Genomic DNA, 18,186 nt, shown 5'->3' on the forward strand with positions numbered 1-18,186 from the left:
TGATGCGCGGCTGCCGGGGAGTTCCGTCTCCCCGGCAGCCGCCGGTGCGCCGCCGCCCCTCCCCCCTGGTTCATCCGCACAGCGCGTCGGCCCGCCGCCGCGTACGGCCCCGAGAGAGTGGCCCTTGACTGACTACGACCTCACCACCCTTCCTCCGGGGCCGGCAACCGCGTCCGTCCCCCTGCTGACCGTGGTCGACGAACGGCTGAAAACCACCAGCATCTGCTGGGCGCTGGCCCACGGCTCCCGCGACGACCCGGAGGACCGCGGCGGGATCGCCCACCTCCTGGAACACCTGGTGATGTCCTGCCCTCTCGACACCGGCGGGACGCACCTGTCGTTCAGCGAGTACGTGGAGCGCCGCGGCGGTCAGGCCAACGCCCAGACGGGCCTCGAAGTGATGCTGTACTACGCGCAGGTGCACGCCGACGACGCCGAGGACGTCGCCGCCGCTCTCCTGCGCGCCGTGCGCGAACCGGAGTTCGGCGACAGCACCCTGGACAGCGAACGAACCGTGGTACTGCAGGAATTGGCGGCAGCGGCCGCCGACCCCTCGGACGCCGTCCAGGACGCGGTGCTCGCCCAGCTCTTTCCCGGACATCCGCTGGGCCGCCCGGTCGGCGGCGAGCCGGACCAGCTGGGCAGGGTGACCACGAGCGACCTGGAGACCGTCCACCGCGAACGGTTCGTCCGGGCACCGGGTGTCCTGGTCGTCGTGGGACCGAGCGTCCCGCAGGTGCTGACCCGGGCCGCCGGAGCGACCGGCCGGCCGGTGGCCCAGGCGCCGCACGTCCCCCTGGAGCCCGTTGGCGCCGGCGACCCGCTGCCCGATCCCGCCACCCACGACTTCGCCTGGCTCTGCTTCGGCGCACGCTCCCCCAGGGCCGGAGTCCCGGGGCGCGCCGCCCATGGTGTCCTCGCCCACCTTCTCGGCTCCAGTCCCTCGTCCCTGCTGTACCGCACCCTGCGCAGCGAGCACGGGCTGTCCTACTCGTTCCACGCGTGGGACCGCGGTTACCGGGAGGCCGGTGCCTGGCGGCTGCTGATCGGCGCGGAGGCGTCCGCCGCCGGCCGGGTACAGGTCGTCGTGGACGAGTTGCTGGCCGCCGTCGCCGAACAGGGCCCGTCACCCGACGACTTCGACGCCGCGTTGCGGCAGGCGGAGATGAGCCTCGTCCTCGAGTCGGAGACACCCCTGGAGTACGCCAAGCTGATCGCCGAGCGCAGCGTCTCGGCCGGACGTCCCTGGAGCCTCGAGGAGGAGATCACCGAGCTGCGCCGGGTGAGCGCCGAGGACGTCCGGCGGGCCGCCGCCGACGTCCGGCGGGATCTCCTGCTGACCGTCCGGTCGGTGGCCGCATGATGTACGCCGTCGAAAGCTATCTGGAGGCCGCGCGCGAGGCCGGTCTGCTGCGCACCGTGTCCGGCCTGCCCGTTGTGGCGGGCGACTCCACCGATCCCCTGTCGGACGCCCGGCGCCTGCTGGTGGAGTACGCGGACCCCGGGCTGCTGTCGGACTCCACAACCGCACCCTCCCTGTGGCGGGCCCTGCTCGCCGGCCACCCCGGCACCTCGGTCGTCGTCGTACGCGCCGGTGCGCAGGTCCGGCTGCCGCGACCGTGGCACCGGGAGCTCACCTACGTACGGCTGCCGGCGGACGCCGACGTCCCGGTCGACCCGGCCGGCCCCCGTGTCACGCCGGCCGAGGAGGAACACCGGCCGCTGCTCGCGGACTGGCTGGTACGTGCCATCCTGCACGCCGCGCGCGAGCAGGGCCGGCCGGCTGATCCCGGGGCCGCGGCCGCCGAGGCCGACGCCCTGCTCGACACTCCGTCCCGGCACTCCCTGCTGGTGTGGGAGCACGGTGTGCCCGTGGGGCACGCGACCGTCATCGGCCGGGCCTGGGACGAGATCTCGGCACGGTCGCACATGGAACTGGTGGACGTACTCGTCGAACCCGACGCGGACGCCTCCGCGGGCCGCGCGGCCCTGGTCGCCGCTGTCGCGCATCTCGCCCGGACGGCACGGACGCCGTTGGTCGGGCACGTGGTGCACGGCCGCGACGGCGACGGCGACCGGGTCGTCGAAAGCCTTTGTGCACAGGGCTGGACGGTTGACCACCGCTACTGGAGGGCCCGTACCGAGGAACTGGCCGCGACACTGAAGGGAGCGGGGCAGGCATGACCGTCACACGACTCGACCTCGCACTGCTGCACAGGCTGCTGCAGGTCCCGGAGCACGAGGGCGCGTACCGTCTGGTGCGCCGCGCCCAGCAGACCTCGGGCACGCTCTCCCAGTTGGTCGTCTCGCTGGCCGTCGCGGAAGGCGTCGAGGCCGGCAGCGGCAGCAGGGATCTGCTGGCCAGGGCGGCCTCCCGTGCGGCCCGCTACGCCGAGCTGCGTACGGCGCTGGACGGCTGCACCGGGGTGCGTACCGTCAAGGGGCCCTCCCTCGCCGCCCATTACCCGCCCGGCGTCCGGCGCCCGGTCGGTGACCTCGACCTCGTCGCATCGGACGAGGAGCAGCTGTGGCGGGCCGCGGCCATCCTGTGCTCGCTGGGCGGCGAGCCGGCGGAGTTGTCGCTGTTCACCGCCGACGGACGACTGCACGTCATGCTCGCCGTGCTGTGGCCCTCCCCCGACGCGTTGCTGGAGGAGGAGATCCGGGTGGAGCTGTGCACAGCCGCGTTCTCCGGCGACTTCGCCACCGTGCCCGTCCGTCCGGACCTGCCCGCCGAGCAGTCTCTCGCCGACCTGCTGTCGGTGGCGGAAGAGCGCTTCCAGCGGGAGTTCCACGCCAAGGACGTGGTCGACCTGCTGATGCTGCTCGACAGCGGTGCGCCGGCGGCGATGGCAGCGGCGGCGGCCGGCCACCGGCTGGCGCCCGAGCTGCTGGAACTGGTCGATCTGCTGAGCGCCACCGTCGTACACCCGGCAGCCGGGGAGCTTCGGCAGGCCCTGGCCGCCGGCGCGGCCGAGGAGTCCGCTCGCCGGGCCGCCGCGGCCCGGCCGGTACAGCAACCGCAGCGAACGGTGGCGGCCCGGCTTGAAGCGGGGCAGCCGGTCTGGGGCATGCCCCTGACCCGTACGGCACACCCCGGGCAGCGGTGCCTCCTCGAACACCGGTCCGCGCTGTCCCTGGCCCGCACCCCGGTCGGTGACTTCCTGCTGGTGGCGGACGAAGTCGTGGATCCGGACGTGCATGCCGCGGCCCTCGCCGCGGCGACGGGCGAGGAGGCCGGCGCGTGACGAGCCCGGACGTACCCGCGATCGAAGTGACCGCGCTCACCCGCGAGTTCGGCTCCCGACGCCGGTCCGGCGCGACGGTCTCCGCGCTGCGCGGCATCGACCTGACGGTCCGCACCGGCGAGGTGCACGGCCTGCTCGGGCCGAACGGCGCCGGGAAGACGACCCTGTGCAAGATCCTCACCACCGTCCTGCTGCCCAGCGGCGGAACGGCCCGGGTGTGCGGGCACGACGTGGCCGCGGCGCCGCGGGCCGTCAAGCCGCTGATCGGCATCGTCTTCGGCGGCGACCGGGGTCTGTACGGCCGCATCACCCCCCGCCAGAACCTCACCCTGTGGGGAGCGCTCTACGGCCTGCACGGCCGTGAACTCGCCCGCCGGGTCGACGGACTGCTGGAACGGGTGGGCCTGAGCGAGCGGGCGGGAGACCGTGTCGACGGGTTCTCCCGGGGCATGAAGCAGCGCCTCCACCTCGCCCGCGGACTGGTCAGCGACCCCCGGGTCCTCATCCTCGACGAACCCACCACCGGTATGGACCCGCTGGCCGCCTTCGACTTCCGCACGCTGGTGCACGAACTGCGCGCGGAGGGCCGTACCGTGCTCATCACCACGCACGACATGGCGGAGGCCGAAGCCGTCTGCGACCAGGTCACACTGATCGACCGCGGTCAGGTGCTGGTGACCGACCGGCCGGAGGTACTGGCCCGGCAGATGTCCGCCTACGAGTGCGTGACGGCGGCCGGGGTGCCCGCCTCCGTCGCCGAGGAGCTGAAGCAGCTCACCGGCGTCTCCTCGGTCGACCGGACGCCCGACGGGCGCATCACCGTGGAGATCTCGGCCGCCGAGACCACCTCCGAGGTGCTGCGCAGGCTGGTCGCGGCCGGCGTCACCTCGCTGGCCACCGTCAGCCCCGGCCTGGCCGAGGTCTACCGGCACCTGGTGCGGGACCGCGGAATGCGGGTGGGCCGGTGACTCCCGCCCTGTTCTGGCAGGTGTTCCGCCTGCAGGTGCTGATGACCCTGCGGACACCGGACACCCTCCACGTCTTCGTGACGGCGCCGCTGTACACCTGTGTCTTCCTCGCCATCACCGAACACGCCGACCGGCGCGACCTGGCCGGATTCGCCGTGCTGGCACCGGTGCTGATGTCGCTGTGGTCGATGGCGCTGATGGCGGGTGGAGAACTGATCGGCCATGAGCGCGAGCGGGGCACGCTGGAGGCCGTGGTGGCCACACCGGCGCGCTACTCGGCGGTGGTCACGGCCCGGATCGCCGCCGTGACGGTGCTGAGCACGCTGAGCCTGGCCGAGGCCTGGCTCGTCGCCTGGGCCGGCTTCGGCCTGGTGGTGACGATCGCCCACCCGCTGCTCTTCGTGGTCGGCGTCCTGCTCACCGCGGCCGCCATGGCGGGCACCGCGAGCTGTGTGTCGGCCCTGTTCGTGCTGGCCCCCTCCGCCCGGATCCTGCAGAACACACTGAGCTTTCCCTTCTTCCTGCTCGGCGGGGTCCTGGTGCCCGTGAGCTACCTCCCGGACTGGCTGCGCCCGGCCAGCAAGGCCGTGTTCCTGACCTGGAGCGCGGACGTCCTGCGGGACGCCGTGAGTCCCGGTCCGGCTCGGGACACCACGGGCGGCCTGCTGGCCGTGCTGCTGCTGGGGCTGGCCGGCTACGCCGCCGGAACACTGCTGATAGACCGAATTCTGCGCAGGGTCCGGGTCACCGGCACCCTGGCCCGGATGTGAGGCCGCATGGACATCACCACCTCCCGTGTGACCGGCATCGGCCGGGTGGTCCGCGCGGCCGCGGCCAATGCCTTCGCCGACTTCCGCGCGACCTACACCTGGTACAGCTGGACGTTCGGCTGGCTGGGCCGGATGCTGTGCCAGGTCACCTTCTTCGCTCTGCTCGGCTCCTATCTGCACTCGCCCGGGCAGACCCGCTATCTCGTCCTCGGCAACTCGGTGATGACCTGCGTCATCGAGGCCATGACGGTGGTGGTGTCGACCAGCTGGGAGCGCGGGCACGGCACGCTGGCACTGCTGGCCGCCGCGCCCAGCGAGATGGGGTGGGTCTTCCTCGGCCGCAGCCTGCAGTGGCCGGTGAGCGGCTGTGCGACCTCGCTCGTCGCGCTGGTGCTGCTGGATCCGCTGTTCGGCGTGCAGTTCGCGGCGGCGCAGCTTCCGGTACTGGTGGCGCTGGTGCTGCTGACCGCGTTCAGCACGTACTGCTTCGGGCTGTTCCTCGGCGCTTTCGTGCTCGCCGCGCCGGCCGTCCGCAACATCGTGTTCAACACCGCCTTCCTCGTCACCATGGCGATCAGCGGGGTCCAGGTGCCGACCGGTTTCTGGCCGCTCGGCGTGCGTCTGCTGGCCGGTGCGCTGCCGGCCACGCACGGCGTGGCGGCGGTGCGCGCGCTCGCCGACGGTGCCGGCCCGGCCGCCGTCGCACGGCCGGCGGCCTGGGCCGCGCTCGCGGGCGCGCTGTGGCTGGCCGCCGCGCTGACCGCGTTCCGTGTCTCGGCGCAGCTGGTCCGCCGGCACGACGGCTACGAGTTCGCCGCATGAGCGTCGAACCGTTCGAACAGAAAGGTCATCCCATGTCCCACCCGGCGGCGCCGGGGGAGCTGAGCGTCCTGGTCGTCAAGCCGGACGGCTACCGCTGCCCCCAGGTGCGCGAGTACGTCGACGAACTCCTCGAGGCCTCACGGCTGACCGTCGAGCTGCGCTACGAGGTCTGTCTGGAGGACGAGGACGTCATGGACACCTGGCCCAAGTTCGCCGGGCCCAAGTACCCGATCACCGCGGAGTTGCTGAGGCTGTACCTGACCAGCGGACCGTGCGAGGTCATCGTGGTGCGCGGGCCGGACGTGGTGCGCCGTTGCGCGCACCTGCGCGGCGAGGTGCGGGCGCGGTTCGGTACCTCGGCGTTCGCCAACTGCGTGCACACCCCGACCGAGCCCCAGGAGATCGGCCCCAACGTCGAGAAGTACCTGGTCAGTCTGCCGACCGGGCAGCCGTTCACACGGCACCGCGACGACGGCGTCACGGAGGGGATCAGCGGCCGGCTCGCCGCCCTGCCGCGTTCCGTGCTGCTCGCGGAGGCGCGGGCCTTCTGGGGGACCGCGCAGAAGGAGGGCTGGCGCGCTGCCTGGCGCCCCCGTCCGGCGGCCGGCGGCTTCGGTGCCTGTCTGCTGCCCGGTGATCCGCACTCCGTGGACCACGGCATGTCCCTGATCGCCGACGCCCTGCCCGGACTGACGGTGCGCGAGGTGATCTCCGCCTATGTGGAGGCCGAGGTGGAGGGCTGGTCCTGTCTTCTGTCCGGTACCCGCGCCGAGGCCCGGGAACTGGCCCGCCTGCTGGCGGCGCAAGGCCTGTACGCCGAGGTCCGGGCTGTGACCCCCGCCCGGCGGAACTGAACCGCAGCGCCGGTCTCCCCCCTTGCCGTCGCGCGGCCCGCGCGCCGCCCGCCTCCCCCTTCCCCGTCGAAGGAGCGTCAATGAGCCTGGAGAGCCTTCGTATGCCCCTGCCCCCTCATCTCGTAGCCCCGGACCTCGTGCCCGAGCAGCAGGTCGACGACACCAGCGCCGTCTACTATCCGGTCTCCGACACCCGGATGGTGGCCGGCGAGGGCATCCACCTGTACGACTCCGAAGGCCGCGGCTACATCGACTGCGCGTCCGCGACCTTCAACCTCAGTCTCGGCTACCGCCACCCCGCGGTGGTCCGGGCCATCAAGGAACAGGCCGACCAGCTCATCCATGTCACGTCCGGGTTCCAGACGGCACCCATCAACGCTCTGGCCCACCGTCTGGTGAAGCTGGCCCCCAAGACCATCAGCAAGGCCCATCTGAAGGTGGACGGGGGTTCGGCCGCGAACGAGGGCGCGGTGAAGATGGCGCAACGTGCGACCGGACGCCGGGATGTGATCACCCTCTTCCGCAGCCACGTCGGCCAGACGGTGATGATGGCCAGCCTGTCCGGCAACGCCTTCCGCAAGCAGCCGCTGGCCCAGCTGTACCACGGCGGACTCCAGGTGCCGGACCCGTACTGCATGCGCTGCTTCTACGGCCAGGATCCGCGCAGTTGCGGCCTGATGTGCGTGGACCGCATCAACGACTTCCTGGAGTACGCCAGCAGCGGCAGCGTCGCGGCGGTGCTCGTGGAGCCCATCTCGGGCAACGGCGGCAACATCGTGCCGCCGGACGGGTACTTCGCCGCGCTGCGCGACCTGTGCGACGCCCACGACATCAAGCTGATCTTCGACGAGGTGCAGACCGGCATCGGCCGCACGGGACGCATGTTCGCCGCCGAGCACTTCAGCGTGGACCCCGACGCCATCACCGTGGCCAAGGGACTCGGCGGTTCCGGCACCCAGGTCGCGGCCATCCTCACCAGTGACGAGCTGGCGGGCCTGCCCACCAACGACCACTCCTTCACCTACGGGGCCAACCTGCTGGCCGCCGCCGCGGCCCTCGCCACCCTGGACGTCATCGACGACCCGGACTTCCTCGCCAACGTGCGTGCCACCGGCGCGCACATCCTCGGCCGTCTGGAAGACCTGCGCCGCACGCACCCGCACATCGCGGACGTGCGGGGGGTCGGTCTGATGATCGGCGTCGAGATCGTCGACGAGTCCGGACGCCCCAGCGCCGAACTCACCAACCGGCTGGCCGAACGTGCCCTGGACCACGGCCTGGTCCTGCGGACCTCGCGCTACGGACACGGCAACGTGCTGAAGGTCCGCCCGCCCCTGATCCTCACCCTCGAGGAGGCCGACGTCATCTGCGACCGGTTCACCGAACTGCTGCTGGCGGAGGGAATCTGATGTCCGACCGGCCGGCGAGTCCGACGCCGCGACAGCCCGCCGCGGACAGCGACATCGCGTTCGTCGGAGGCGGCTTCCGCACCACCACGTTCCTCTCCTCCGCCCCCGGCCTGCTGCGCCGGCGGATCCGCGTCTACGAGCGCGGCACCACCGTGGGCCCCGGCGGCTTCGCCCGGTACGGGATCACCACCACCTCCATCGGCTCCCGCTTCTTCAAGCACCTGGACCCGAGCGGCCCGTTCGCGTCCCTGGCCCGCTCCCCCGCGCTGGCCGACGTCGTCCGCGCCGAGCAGCCGGTGGCCATGGAGCGGCTGGCCACCGCCCTCACCGCACTCGGAGGCACGCTCGCGGACGCCCTCGGACCGGAGGGGGTGCGCCTGGGCAGCGCGGTCGTCGCGGTGCACGCCGACAGCCGGCAGCGGCGGGTGGTGCTGCAACTCTCCGACGGCAGCACGGAGTCGGCACGGCACGTGGTGCTCGCCACCGGGCGCACCGAACGGCCGCATCCGGAACTGGCCCGCTGGCGGTCGAAGGTGCTGGCGTCGGGAACCGTGATCTCCGTCGGCCGACGCCAGGACATCAAGGACAGGCTCCGCGCGGCCGCCGGCCGCCCGGTCGTCGTCGCCGGCTGCTCGCACAGCGCGATGTCCGCCCTGCAGACCCTGCTCGACGTGCGGGCGGAACTGCGCGCCGAGCACCCCGGCGCGCCGCTGCCCGCCCTCCGGGTCGTCAGGCGCGGTCCGGCCCGGCTCATGTACGACAGCGCGGACCTCGCCCGGCTGGGGCAGGTGCCCGGCCGGGAGCGCCCGTTCGATCCCGTCGCCGACGTGTGCCCGGCCACCGGCATCGTCTACCGGGACTCGGGGCTGCGTCACCAGTCACGCGCCCTGTACTGCGCCCTCTGGGCGGGCGAGGTGCCCGGCGCCGCTCTCGTGGACGCGCCCGTACTCGCCGACGCGGCCGACGTCTTCGACGGGGCCGCACTGATCGTCCAGGCGCTCGGTTACCACGGCCGGGCGCCGGACATCCACGTGGACGGCGTGCAGGCGCGCCCCGGCGACTCCCCCGCCCGGCTGCTCGCCGACGACGACGGAGCACTGCTGCTGAGCGGGACCGCGCACCCTCTGCTGTCCGTACTGCGGGTGGAACCCACCCCGCTCGACCGCAGGGACGACACCGCCTACGCGAGCGACCTGTACGAGCGGCTGGCGAGCCGCCTGGACCAACTGGCGGCACCGGTGGCGGAGGTGGGCGCATGAGCGGCGGACCGGTTCCGGACGCGCTGGCCGCGTTGATCGCCGAGCGGCGAAGCGGCGTCCCGGCACGCCCGTACGTGGTCGGCGTCACCGGAGTCGACACCGCGGGCAAGTCACGGATGGCCGAACGGCTGCGGGTGGCACTGCAGGCCGGGGGCGTGCCCGCCGCGGTCGTGCACGTCGACGACTTCCACCGCCCCCGGGCCGAGCGCTACGACCCCGCCCTGCCGGAGCCGCGCCAGTACTACGAGCGCAGCATCGACTTCACCCGGCTGGCCGCCGAGGTCCTGGCCCCCCTGCGGGCCGAGGGGCGGCTGCACCGCACCGTGGCGCGTCTCGACCTGCCCACGGACGAGTGGACCACGATCCGCTACGACATCGATCCCGGCAGTGTGGTGATCCTGGAGGGCGTCTTCCTGTACCGCGCGGAGACCAGGCCCCATGTCGACCTCTTCGTGCACCTGCACGTGGACGAGGACACGGTGCTGGAACGGGCCCGGTCGCGTGATCTGCCCGCCCAGGGCGAAGAGGTGATGCGGAAGTACCACGACAAGTACCTGCCGGCCCAGCGGGCCTACCTGGTCGAGCACGTGCCGCGGACGCTCGCGGACGTGATGCTCGACAACTCCCGCTGGCAGAAGCCGGTCGTACTGTCCTGGCCGGGCGGGCCGCACGCCGTGCTGTTCGACCTGTGGAAGACCTTGGTGCCGCTGCCGGACGAGCTGAAACGGCGCACGTTCGAGGCCACCGCCGTGGAGCTCGGGCAGCGGCCCGAGGATCTCGCGGACGCGTGGAAACGCACCAGGGAGGTGCGTGAGACCAGGCCGTTCGCCGACTACCTGGACTGGCTGCGCGACCATCTGGCGGGCACCTGGTCGCCCGCCCAGGCGGCCCGGGCGGCGGCCACCCGCCGCCGGCTGCACGGCGAGGCCTTCGCCACCCCGCTGCCGGGCGCCGTCCAGGCCGTGACGGTGGCGAGGCAGTTGGGCCTGCGCACGGCCCTGGTCTCCAACTGCACCTCCGACGTGCGGGAGATGGTGCGCGAGTCGGCCTTCGCCGACCTCTTCGACGAGCTGCTGCTCTCCGCCGAGGCCGGCCTCATGAAACCGGATCCGGAGCTGTTCCGCACAGCCGCCGACCGGCTCGGTGTTCCGCCGTCGGCCTGCGTCTTCGTCGGTGACGGCACCGACGGGGAGCTCGCCGGTGCCGCCGCCGCGGGCATGACCGCCGTCCTGGTGGAGTGCGGCGAGCCGCGCTCGTGGACCGGACCCGGGATCGCCGCCCTGCCCGACCTGACCGACCTGCTCGTGACCGTCCTCGCCAAGGGGTGACCCCGCTCCCATGCACATCCATCACAAGGTCCTGCTCGTTCCCATGCAGCCGACGCCCAACGGCCGGCTGCACATCGGCCACGGCGGCGGCACCTACCTCCGGGCCGACGTCATCGCCCGGGCGCTGCGTGCCCAGGGCCACGAGGTCGCGGTCATCACCGGCAGCGACGCCTACGAGGACTGGGTGGTGGCAGCCGCCCACAGCGAGGGCCGCTCCCCGGAGGAGACCTACCGCGACCACCACGCGGGCATCGCGCGCGACCTCGCCCGCCTGTCCATCGGCCTGGACGTGTGGATCGATCCGGCGGGCCCCGAACACCGCGACGCCTACCGGCGGCTGCACGAGGACGTCCTGACCCGGCTGCGGACGACCGGCGCCGCCCGCCCGGAGAGGGAGCGGATCCCCTACGCGCAGGACACGGGCCGGCCGCTCGTCGGCCCGTGGATCGCGGGCGACTGCCCGCACTGCGAACGCCCGTGCGGGGGCAGCACCTGCACCTACTGCGGCGAGTACTTCGTCCCCGAGCAGATCCTGCGGGCGCGGTCCCGGCTCACGGACAGCCCGGTCGAGTGGCGCACGGAGGAGAACTGGTTCGCGACGGCCGCAGATCCACAGGCCGTCGCCGAACGGCACCGGGCGGCCGGACTGCGGCCCGTGTTCCTCGCTCCGCTGCTGCGCGCCCTGGACAAGCACGGCGGCCGTGTCCGGCTGACCGGTCAGGGCGACTGGGGCATCCGGAGCGGGACTCTGCCTGCGGGGAAGGTCATCAGCAACGGCTACTTCCTCTACAGCGTCTACTGCGGTGAGGTGCACCGGACACTGACCGGTGCCGCCGTGAACCCGTTCGCCCCGGGCAGCGGCGTCACGACGGTCGGCCTGTTCGGCAGTGACAACTCCACCCCTGGGCTGCTCGTCCCCGACGTGCTGGCACAGGGCTCGCAGGGCACGCTGAGCCCGTTCGACGCCACGGTCGTCAACGGCATGCTGCACTTCGAGGGACGCAAGTGCTCCACCAGCAAGCGGCACGGCATCTGGCTCTCCGAGCTGCTGGGGGGCACGTCCGTGACCTCCGACGAGCTGCGCCACGCCCTGCTCCACGCGCCGCTCGACCACGGCCCCGCCGAGACGTCGACCCAGGCGCTGACCGGGCACGTCAACGCCCTGCGCGACTGGCAGGCCAAGGTGCTGCGCCCGGCCCTCGACCGGCTGCGCCGGCAGTCCGGTCCGGTGCGGCGGGCGGACCTGGCGCTCAAGGCCGCGGCCGACCAGTACGCGCTGCTCACCCCTTACTCACCCGATCTGACGGCCGCCGTGGGGGCGTTCGACGACTGGGCGCGCACTCCGGTCGACGCCGACGCGGAGTGGCTCGTCGGCGTGGCGCTGCTCGGCCGGCCGCTGCTGCCGGACCTGGCGGGCCTCGTCTGGGCACAGCTCGGCTTCACCGGCGAACCCGGACTGGCACAGGCGGAACGCCTCGAACCGCTCCCGCCGCAGTTCCCGGCCGCTGCTCCCACACCCGCCCACGGGCCACTGGACGCGGCGGCACTGCAACCGTACGTCCACCTCCAGGAGCCGGACGGCCGGCCCGGCGCGGGCGGCTGACACGGCGGGGTCCAGGGCTGTGCGCAGCGGTCGTCACCGGCGGCGGCGCGGGGCGCACAGCGCGGCGGTGAAGTCGTCCAGGGCCGCGAGGTTGTGGGCGCTGACGACGGCGTCGCAGTAGGGCAGTGCCGCGGCCATGCCGGCCACGAGCGGACGGTAACGAGGGCTCGCCGTGCGCGGGTTGACCCAGACGACGCGGTAGGCGACCCGGGACAGCCGCGCCATGTGGGTGGCGAGGTCGGCGGGCGGGCCGGTGTCCCAGCCGTCGGAGACGATGGCGACCACGGCGCCGTGCGCCATGCCGCGACGTCCGAACCGCTCGTTGAACTCCGCCAGGCACTGCGCTATCCGGGTGCCCCCGGACCAGTCCGGGGCCGCCCGTCCGGCCCGTGCCAGGGCGTCGTCCGGCCCGGCCCGCCGGAGGACGGGGGTGAGGCGGGTGAGGCGGGTGGCGAAGGTGAAGACCTCGGCGTGGGCGGCGCGGGCGGCGCAGTAGAGCAGTTGCAGCATCGCGCGGGCATAGGGCTCCATCGAGCCGGAGATGTCGCAGAGCACGACGAGGTCGCGGGGGCGGGTGCGGGGCACGAAGCGGCGTAGCCGCAGCGGGTATCCGCCGGTGCTACGGCTTTCGGAGAGGGTGCGGCGCACGTCGATGCGCCGGCCGTGGTGTGCGGTGCGGTGCCGGCGGGACGGCCGGGTCGGGGTGCGGAGCACCAGGGTGCGCATCGCCTCGGAGAGCCGCGCCAGTTCCTCGGCGGACAGGTCCGCGAAGTCGCGGCTCGCGAGACGGTCGAGCGGACTGCCGGCGAGGGGGACCGGAGCGTCCCGCTGCTGTGCGCCGGCCCCCCGGCCGGGTCCGTCCGCGGTGGCCTCGCGGGCTCCGGGGACGCGGCCGGGAAGGGTACGCGGGAGGGAGCGGTCCGGGTCACCGGGCTGTCCGCGCTGTACCGCACGGTCCGCCGGGCCGCCGAAGACCTCCCGGAAGACCGTGTCGAACGGCTCGATCTCTCCGGGGTCGGACACCAGGGTGGCGAGCGCGCAGTGCCGCAGTTCGCGTGTGGTCGACGGCGCCAGCAGGGTGAGCGCCCGGGCGAAGCCGCGGGTGCGGTCGGGGCCCACCTCGATCCCCGCGTCGCGCAGGGCGGCGGTGAACGAGGCGGCCAGTGCCGGCAGATCAGGCATCGGTGCCCGCCTCCGCGTCGATCAGTTCCGCCAGTCCCGCCCGGCGCACGGCATCGAGGTCCTCGGCGTACTTCAGCACCGCCCCGAGGGTGCGGTCGGCGGCGTCGGTGTCGAGGACGGACAGGCCCAGCGTCTGCAGTGCGCCGGCCCAGTCGATCGCCTCGGCGATACCGGGCGGCTTGGTCAGCTCCTGCCGGTCCCGCAGGCGCGCCACTGCGTGCGCCACGCGCGGGGCCAGCCACTCGGCCGACTCCGGCACCCGTCTGCGGATGATCGCGGCGACCCGCGCGGTGTCCGGGTAGTCGATCCAGTGGTAGAGGCAGCGGCGTTTGAGCGCGTCGTGCAGATCCCGGGTGCGGTTGGAGGTCAGAACGGCCACCGGGGGTACCGCGGCCGTCCGCGTGCCCAGTTCGGGGATGGTGACCGCGGCGTCGGCGAGCAGTTCCAGCAGGAACGCCTCGAACTCGTCGTCGGCGCGGTCCACCTCGTCGATGAGGAGCACCGCCGGCCGCGGTCCCGGGTGGCAGATCGCGGCGAGCAGCGGCCGTGGCAGCAGGTAGTCCTCGGTGAACAGATCGGCGTCCCGCAGGGACTCCCCACGGGACTCGGCCAGCCGGATGGCCAGCAACTGCCGTGGGTAGTTCCACTCGTAGAGGGCCTCGGCCGAGGACAGTCCCTCGTAGCACTGCAGCCGGATCAGCGGGGTGTCCAGCACGGCGGCGAGCGCGCGGGCCGCCTCGGTCTTGCCGACGCCCGGCTCGCCCTCCAGCAGGATCGGCTGCCGCATGCGCACGGCCAGCAGCAGCGCCGTGGCCAGGGCGTCGTCGGCCAGGTAGCCGACCGCGTCGAGACCCGAGCGCAGGGCGGGGACATCGGGTACGAGGGGGCCGAGGTCAGGCATGCGCGTAACGGGAGGGGTCGTCGGCGAAGGCGTGCCGGCACCCGGGCCCGCAGAAGTACACCCTGCCGTCGGCCCGGTCCAGCGAGAGGGTGTCGGGCTTGATCGCCACGGTCATGCCGCACACGGGATCCACGCCCCGGGCCACGCCCCGCGGCGCGGCGGTGCCGGTTCCGGGGCGCGTCGCCCGGGCCGTCTGCGGCCGCAGGGCGATGATCTCGGCGTACACCGACAGCGCGATCTCCGCCGGGGTCCGTGCGCCGATGTCCAGACCGGCCGGGGTGTGGACGTGCGCGCGTTGTCCGTCGGTGACGTCCAGCCCGGCGAGCACCGCCGCGCCGCGCTTCGGACTGGCCACCAGCCCGATGTACGGGACCCCGGCGCGTGCGGCCCCGGTCAGCACGGTCTCCTCGTCGCGGCCGTGCGTGGCGATGACGACGACGTCCAGGTCGGGCGGCAGCGGCTCCCCGGGCGCGGCCGGCCGGGCGTCGAGGCCGAGCACACGACCGACGTCGAGCAGGGCGCGGGCGATGGGGGCGTGTCCGTAGACGTACGCCAGCGCCGGGGGGAGGTTGGCCTCCAGGAAGATGTCGAGCGTTCCGCCCGACAGACAGGGATTGGCCACCGTGACCAGGCCTTCGACAGGCTCCTGCGCGCCTTCGGTGCCGGTGTCCACGCCGGGCGTGATCCTCAGCAGCAGCGACTCGCCGGTCTGCAGCACCCGCAGCCCCTGCAGTTGCACCGTCGTCTCGGCGCAGCTGCCGCCCACGAAGCCCTCGACGGTGCCGTCGGGCAGCACCAGCGCGCTGTCCCCGGGCTTGGCGCTCGTGGGCCGTTCCGCGTGGACGACGGTGGCCAGCACGAACGGGGTCCGGCCGTGCCGGAGCGCGTCCGCCCGGGTCAGCAGTTCGGGGTTGGTCATCGCGGGCGCCTCAGGTGATCGCCAGGTCGGTGCGCAGCGGCCGGCCCTGCGCGGCCCGCCACACCGCGGCGGGCGTCAGTGGCATGTCGACATGGCGTACGCCGAGCGGCTTCAGCGCGTCGACCACGGCGTTGACCACCGCGGCGGGCGAGCCCACCGTGGCGGACTCGCCGACGCCCTTGGCTCCGATGGGGTGGTGCGGGGAGGGTGTGACGGTCTCGCCGAGCTCCCACGAGGGGCATTCGACCGAGGTGGGCAGCAGGTAGTCCATGAACGACCCGCCGAGACAGTTGCCGTCCTCGTCGAAGGCGATCACCTGCATCAGCGCCATGCCGAGGCCGTCGGCGAGTCCGCCGTGCACCTGGCCCTCGACGATCATGGGGTTGATCCGGTTGCCGCAGTCGTCCACGGCGACGAACCGGCGGACCTTCACCTGGCCGGTGTTCGCGTCCACGTCGGCGACGCAGATGTACGCGCCGAAGGGGAAGGTGAGGTTCGGCGGGTTGTAGACGCAGCTGGCGTCCAGGTGGCCCTCGACGCCCTCGGGCAGTTCCAGGGTGGAGTGCGCGGCGAGTGCGATCTCGGCCATGGTCCGTCCCTGGTCGGGGTCGCCCGTGACGTACCAGCGGCCCTTCTCCCATTCCAGGTCGTCCGGGCTCACTTCGAGCATCGCGGAGGCGACGATCTTCGCGCGTTCGCGCACCTTGCGGGCGACCATCGCGGCCGCCGCTCCGGACACCGGCGTCGAGCGGGATCCGTAGGTGCCGAGCCCGAACGGGGTCTGGTCGGTGTCGCCGTGCACCACCTCGACGTCCTCGGGCGGGATGCCCAGTTCCTCGGCGACGATCTGCGCGAACGTCGTCTCGTGGCCCTGCCCCTGGGTCTGCACGGAGATCCGCAGGACGGCCTTGCCGGTCGGGTGGACCCGCAGCTCGGCACCGTCGGCCATGCCAAGGCCCAAAATATCCATCTGCCTGCGCGGGCCCGCGCCGACGGCCTCGGTGAAGAAGCTGACTCCGATGCCCATCAGCTCACCGCGCTCGCGCTTCTCGGCCTGTTCCCGGCGCAGGTCCTCGTAGTGCGCGATGTCCATCGCCAGCCGCAGGGCGCGCGGGTAGTCGCCGGAGTCGTACTCCCACCCCGTCTGCGTCCGGTACGGGAACTGCCCGGGCCGCAGCAGGTTGCGCATCCGCAACTCGCCCGGGTCCATGTCGAGTTCGGCGGCGAGCACATCGACCATGCGCTCGACCAGGTACACGGCCTCGGTGACGCGGAACGAGCAGGCGTAGGCGACACCGCCGGGCGCCTTGTCGGTGTAGACACCGGTCACGGTGCAGTGCGCGGCGGCCAGGTCGTACGAGCCGGTGAACACCCCGAAGAAGCCGGCCGGGAACTGCGTCGGCTGCGCGGTGGCGTTGAACGCGCCGTGGTCGGCGATCACCCGGACGCGCAGGCCAAGGATCTTCCCGTCCTTCGTCGCCGCGATCTCCCCGTGCATGTGGTAGTCGCGGGCGAAGGACGTGCTCATCAGGTTCTCCGAGCGGTCCTCCACCCACTTGACGGGCTTGCCGGTGACGATCGAACCGACGACCGCGCACACGTAACCCGGGTAGATGCCGACCTTGTTGCCGAATCCGCCTCCGATGTCCGGGGAGATGATGCGTATCTTGTGCTCCGGGATACCGGCCACCATCGCGTACAGCGTGCGGTGGGCGTGCGGCGCCTGCGTGGTGGACCAGACCGTCAGCTTCCCGGTGATGGCGTCCATGTCCGCGACGGTGCCGCAGGTCTCCAGCGGCGCCGGGTGCACCCTCGGATACAGCATGTCCTGCGCCACCACGACCTCGGCGCCCGCGAACACCTCGTCGGTGCGCTCCTTGTCACCCGCCGACCAGTCGAAGATGTGGTTGTCCCGCTGTCCCTCCTTGTCGTCGCGGATCACCGGTGCGTCCGGCTCCATCGCCCGCAGGGCGTCGACGACCGGCGGCAGCGGCTCGTACTCCACGTCGATCAGCTCGAGAGCGTCCCGCGCGGCGTAGCGGTCCTCGGCGACGACGAAGGCGACCTCCTGGCCCTGGAAGCGCACCTTGTCGGTCGCGAGCACCGCCTGGGTGTCGTACGAGATCGTGGGCATCCAGGCCAGCCCGAGACCAGCCAGGGTCTCCCCGGTGATCACGGCCCTGACCTTCGGGTGCGACTCGGCGGCGCTGGTGTCGATCGACACGATCCGGGCGTGCGCCAGCGGGCTGCGCAGTATGGCGCCGTGCAGCATGCCGGGCAGCCGTACGTCGTCGACGTAGGTCCCGTGGCCACGGACGAACCGCGCGTCCTCCTTGCGGGGCATCCGTCCGAAACCGACCGGCCGTTCCTCGGTGGTCGTCATGCCCGCACCTCCTCGCGGCCCGGCGCCGGCTCTTCACGGCCGGGTGCCGGCTCGGTGCCCGCGTCGGCGGTCTTCCGCCCGCCGCCGTGCTCGGCGGCCCAGCGGACGGAGCGCACGATGTTCTCGTAACCGGTGCAGCGGCACACCTGTCCGGAGATGGCCTCGCGGATGTCCTCCTCGGACGGATCGGCGTCGTGGTCGAGCAGCCAGCGGGCGGTCATCATCATCCCCGGCGTGCAGAAGCCGCACTGCAGCCCGTGGCAGGCGATGAACCCCTGTTGCACCGGGTCGAGTTCGGCCCCGTGCGCCAGGCCCTCGACGGTGCGCACCTCATGGCCGTCGGCCATCACCGCGAGCACGGTGCAGGACTTGACAGGCGTCCCGTCCAGCCAGACGGTGCACACTCCGCAGTTGGAGGTGTCGCAGCCCCAGTGGGTGCCGGTGAGTCCGAGTTCGTCGCGCAGGAAGTGCACGAGCAGCAGCCTGGGCTCCACGTCCCTCGTGTGCTGTTCGCCGTTCACGGTCACGGTGATCCGCATG

Annotated in this window: 16 protein-coding genes; 11 read left to right on the forward strand and 5 right to left on the reverse strand. The window is 72.8% G+C overall.

Features of this window, described 5'->3' with window-relative positions:
- The first annotated feature begins 124 nt into the window (after positions 1-124).
- The 11 genes from AC07DS_RS02855 (at position 125) to AC07DS_RS02905 (ending at position 12,261) form a co-directional block, all read left to right on the forward strand.
- Positions 125-1,363: a M16 family metallopeptidase gene (locus AC07DS_RS02855; protein WP_479142034.1), complete on the forward strand. Its 1,239-nt coding sequence runs from the start codon at positions 125-127 to the stop codon at positions 1,361-1,363.
- Positions 1,360-2,184: a hypothetical protein gene (locus AC07DS_RS02860; protein WP_479142036.1), complete on the forward strand. Its 825-nt coding sequence runs from the start codon at positions 1,360-1,362 to the stop codon at positions 2,182-2,184. Before AC07DS_RS02855 ends, AC07DS_RS02860 begins: the two co-directional genes overlap by 4 nt.
- Complete coding sequence (locus AC07DS_RS02865; RefSeq protein ID WP_479142038.1) at positions 2,181-3,248, forward strand: hypothetical protein; 1,068 nt, start codon at positions 2,181-2,183, stop codon at positions 3,246-3,248. The genes AC07DS_RS02860 and AC07DS_RS02865 overlap by 4 nt, the downstream gene beginning before the upstream one ends.
- Positions 3,245-4,216, forward strand: a complete 972-nt coding sequence (locus AC07DS_RS02870) for an ABC transporter ATP-binding protein (RefSeq protein ID WP_479142040.1) — start codon at positions 3,245-3,247, stop codon at positions 4,214-4,216. Before AC07DS_RS02865 ends, AC07DS_RS02870 begins: the two co-directional genes overlap by 4 nt.
- The gene (locus AC07DS_RS02875) at positions 4,213-4,986 is read left to right on the forward strand and encodes an ABC transporter permease (protein ID WP_145877258.1); all 774 of its coding nucleotides are present in this window, start codon (positions 4,213-4,215) and stop codon (positions 4,984-4,986) included. The genes AC07DS_RS02870 and AC07DS_RS02875 overlap by 4 nt, the downstream gene beginning before the upstream one ends.
- A gap of 6 nt (positions 4,987-4,992) precedes the next feature.
- Entirely contained in the window at positions 4,993-5,808 is an 816-nt protein-coding gene (locus AC07DS_RS02880) for a hypothetical protein (RefSeq protein ID WP_479142042.1), read from the forward strand.
- Positions 5,809-5,840: 32 nt separating this feature from the next.
- Positions 5,841-6,662, forward strand: coding sequence for a nucleoside-diphosphate kinase (locus AC07DS_RS02885; protein ID WP_479142043.1), 822 nt, complete (start codon positions 5,841-5,843; stop codon positions 6,660-6,662).
- Positions 6,663-6,742: 80 nt separating this feature from the next.
- Complete coding sequence (locus AC07DS_RS02890) at positions 6,743-8,071, forward strand: aspartate aminotransferase family protein (protein ID WP_479142045.1); 1,329 nt, start codon at positions 6,743-6,745, stop codon at positions 8,069-8,071.
- Positions 8,071-9,330, forward strand: coding sequence for a hypothetical protein (locus AC07DS_RS02895; protein WP_479142047.1), 1,260 nt, complete (start codon positions 8,071-8,073; stop codon positions 9,328-9,330). The genes AC07DS_RS02890 and AC07DS_RS02895 overlap by 1 nt, the downstream gene beginning before the upstream one ends.
- A complete protein-coding gene (locus tag AC07DS_RS02900) occupies positions 9,327-10,658 on the forward strand; it encodes an HAD-IA family hydrolase (RefSeq protein ID WP_479142049.1) in 1,332 nt (443 codons plus the stop codon). The genes AC07DS_RS02895 and AC07DS_RS02900 overlap by 4 nt, the downstream gene beginning before the upstream one ends.
- Before the next feature lie 10 nt (positions 10,659-10,668).
- Complete coding sequence (locus AC07DS_RS02905) at positions 10,669-12,261, forward strand: class I tRNA ligase family protein (protein WP_479142050.1); 1,593 nt, start codon at positions 10,669-10,671, stop codon at positions 12,259-12,261.
- A 33-nt stretch (positions 12,262-12,294) separates the two neighbouring features.
- Here AC07DS_RS02905 and AC07DS_RS02910 read toward each other — a convergent pair whose 3' ends face one another.
- From AC07DS_RS02910 to AC07DS_RS02930, 5 genes are read right to left on the reverse strand one after another with little or no spacing between them, the layout of a single operon-like run.
- Positions 12,295-13,443 (reverse strand): vWA domain-containing protein, encoded by a 1,149-nt coding sequence (locus AC07DS_RS02910; RefSeq protein WP_479142052.1) that lies wholly within the window; start codon positions 13,441-13,443, stop codon positions 12,295-12,297.
- Entirely contained in the window at positions 13,436-14,344 is a 909-nt protein-coding gene (locus AC07DS_RS02915) for an AAA family ATPase (protein WP_479142054.1), read from the reverse strand. Before AC07DS_RS02915 ends, AC07DS_RS02910 begins: the two co-directional genes overlap by 8 nt.
- Positions 14,337-15,263 carry an XdhC family protein gene (locus AC07DS_RS02920; protein ID WP_479142056.1) on the reverse strand — a complete coding sequence of 309 codons (927 nt, stop codon included), beginning with the start codon at positions 15,261-15,263 and terminating at the stop codon, positions 14,337-14,339. Before AC07DS_RS02920 ends, AC07DS_RS02915 begins: the two co-directional genes overlap by 8 nt.
- 10 nt (positions 15,264-15,273) lie before the next feature.
- The gene (locus tag AC07DS_RS02925; protein WP_479142058.1) at positions 15,274-17,646 is read right to left on the reverse strand and encodes an aerobic carbon-monoxide dehydrogenase large subunit; all 2,373 of its coding nucleotides are present in this window, start codon (positions 17,644-17,646) and stop codon (positions 15,274-15,276) included.
- Positions 17,643-18,185, reverse strand: a complete 543-nt coding sequence (locus tag AC07DS_RS02930) for a (2Fe-2S)-binding protein (protein ID WP_479142060.1) — start codon at positions 18,183-18,185, stop codon at positions 17,643-17,645. Before AC07DS_RS02930 ends, AC07DS_RS02925 begins: the two co-directional genes overlap by 4 nt.
- Between the last annotated feature and the right edge of the window lies 1 nt (position 18,186).

It is taken from the genome of Streptomyces sp. NPDC044064 (assembly GCF_056434245.1).

What these genes read in the sequence shown, in the direction of transcription:
- AC07DS_RS02865 (WP_479142038.1), top strand. Translation starts at nt 2,181, where the DNA reads ATGACCGTCACACGACTCGACCTCGCACTGCTGCACAGGCTGCTGCAG.
- AC07DS_RS02915 (WP_479142054.1), bottom strand. Translation starts at nt 14,344, where the DNA reads ATGCCTGACCTCGGCCCCCTCGTACCCGATGTCCCCGCCCTGCGCTCG.
- AC07DS_RS02920 (WP_479142056.1), bottom strand. Translation starts at nt 15,263, where the DNA reads ATGACCAACCCCGAACTGCTGACCCGGGCGGACGCGCTCCGGCACGGC.
- AC07DS_RS02910 (WP_479142052.1), bottom strand. Translation starts at nt 13,443, where the DNA reads ATGCCTGATCTGCCGGCACTGGCCGCCTCGTTCACCGCCGCCCTGCGC.
- AC07DS_RS02930 (WP_479142060.1), bottom strand. Translation starts at nt 18,185, where the DNA reads ATGCGGATCACCGTGACCGTGAACGGCGAACAGCACACGAGGGACGTG.
- AC07DS_RS02905 (WP_479142050.1), top strand. Translation starts at nt 10,669, where the DNA reads ATGCACATCCATCACAAGGTCCTGCTCGTTCCCATGCAGCCGACGCCC.
- AC07DS_RS02890 (WP_479142045.1), top strand. Translation starts at nt 6,743, where the DNA reads ATGAGCCTGGAGAGCCTTCGTATGCCCCTGCCCCCTCATCTCGTAGCC.
- AC07DS_RS02885 (WP_479142043.1), top strand. Translation starts at nt 5,841, where the DNA reads ATGTCCCACCCGGCGGCGCCGGGGGAGCTGAGCGTCCTGGTCGTCAAG.
- AC07DS_RS02860 (WP_479142036.1), top strand. Translation starts at nt 1,360, where the DNA reads ATGATGTACGCCGTCGAAAGCTATCTGGAGGCCGCGCGCGAGGCCGGT.
- AC07DS_RS02880 (WP_479142042.1), top strand. Translation starts at nt 4,993, where the DNA reads ATGGACATCACCACCTCCCGTGTGACCGGCATCGGCCGGGTGGTCCGC.
- AC07DS_RS02925 (WP_479142058.1), bottom strand. Translation starts at nt 17,646, where the DNA reads ATGACGACCACCGAGGAACGGCCGGTCGGTTTCGGACGGATGCCCCGC.
- AC07DS_RS02895 (WP_479142047.1), top strand. Translation starts at nt 8,071, where the DNA reads ATGTCCGACCGGCCGGCGAGTCCGACGCCGCGACAGCCCGCCGCGGAC.
- AC07DS_RS02900 (WP_479142049.1), top strand. Translation starts at nt 9,327, where the DNA reads ATGAGCGGCGGACCGGTTCCGGACGCGCTGGCCGCGTTGATCGCCGAG.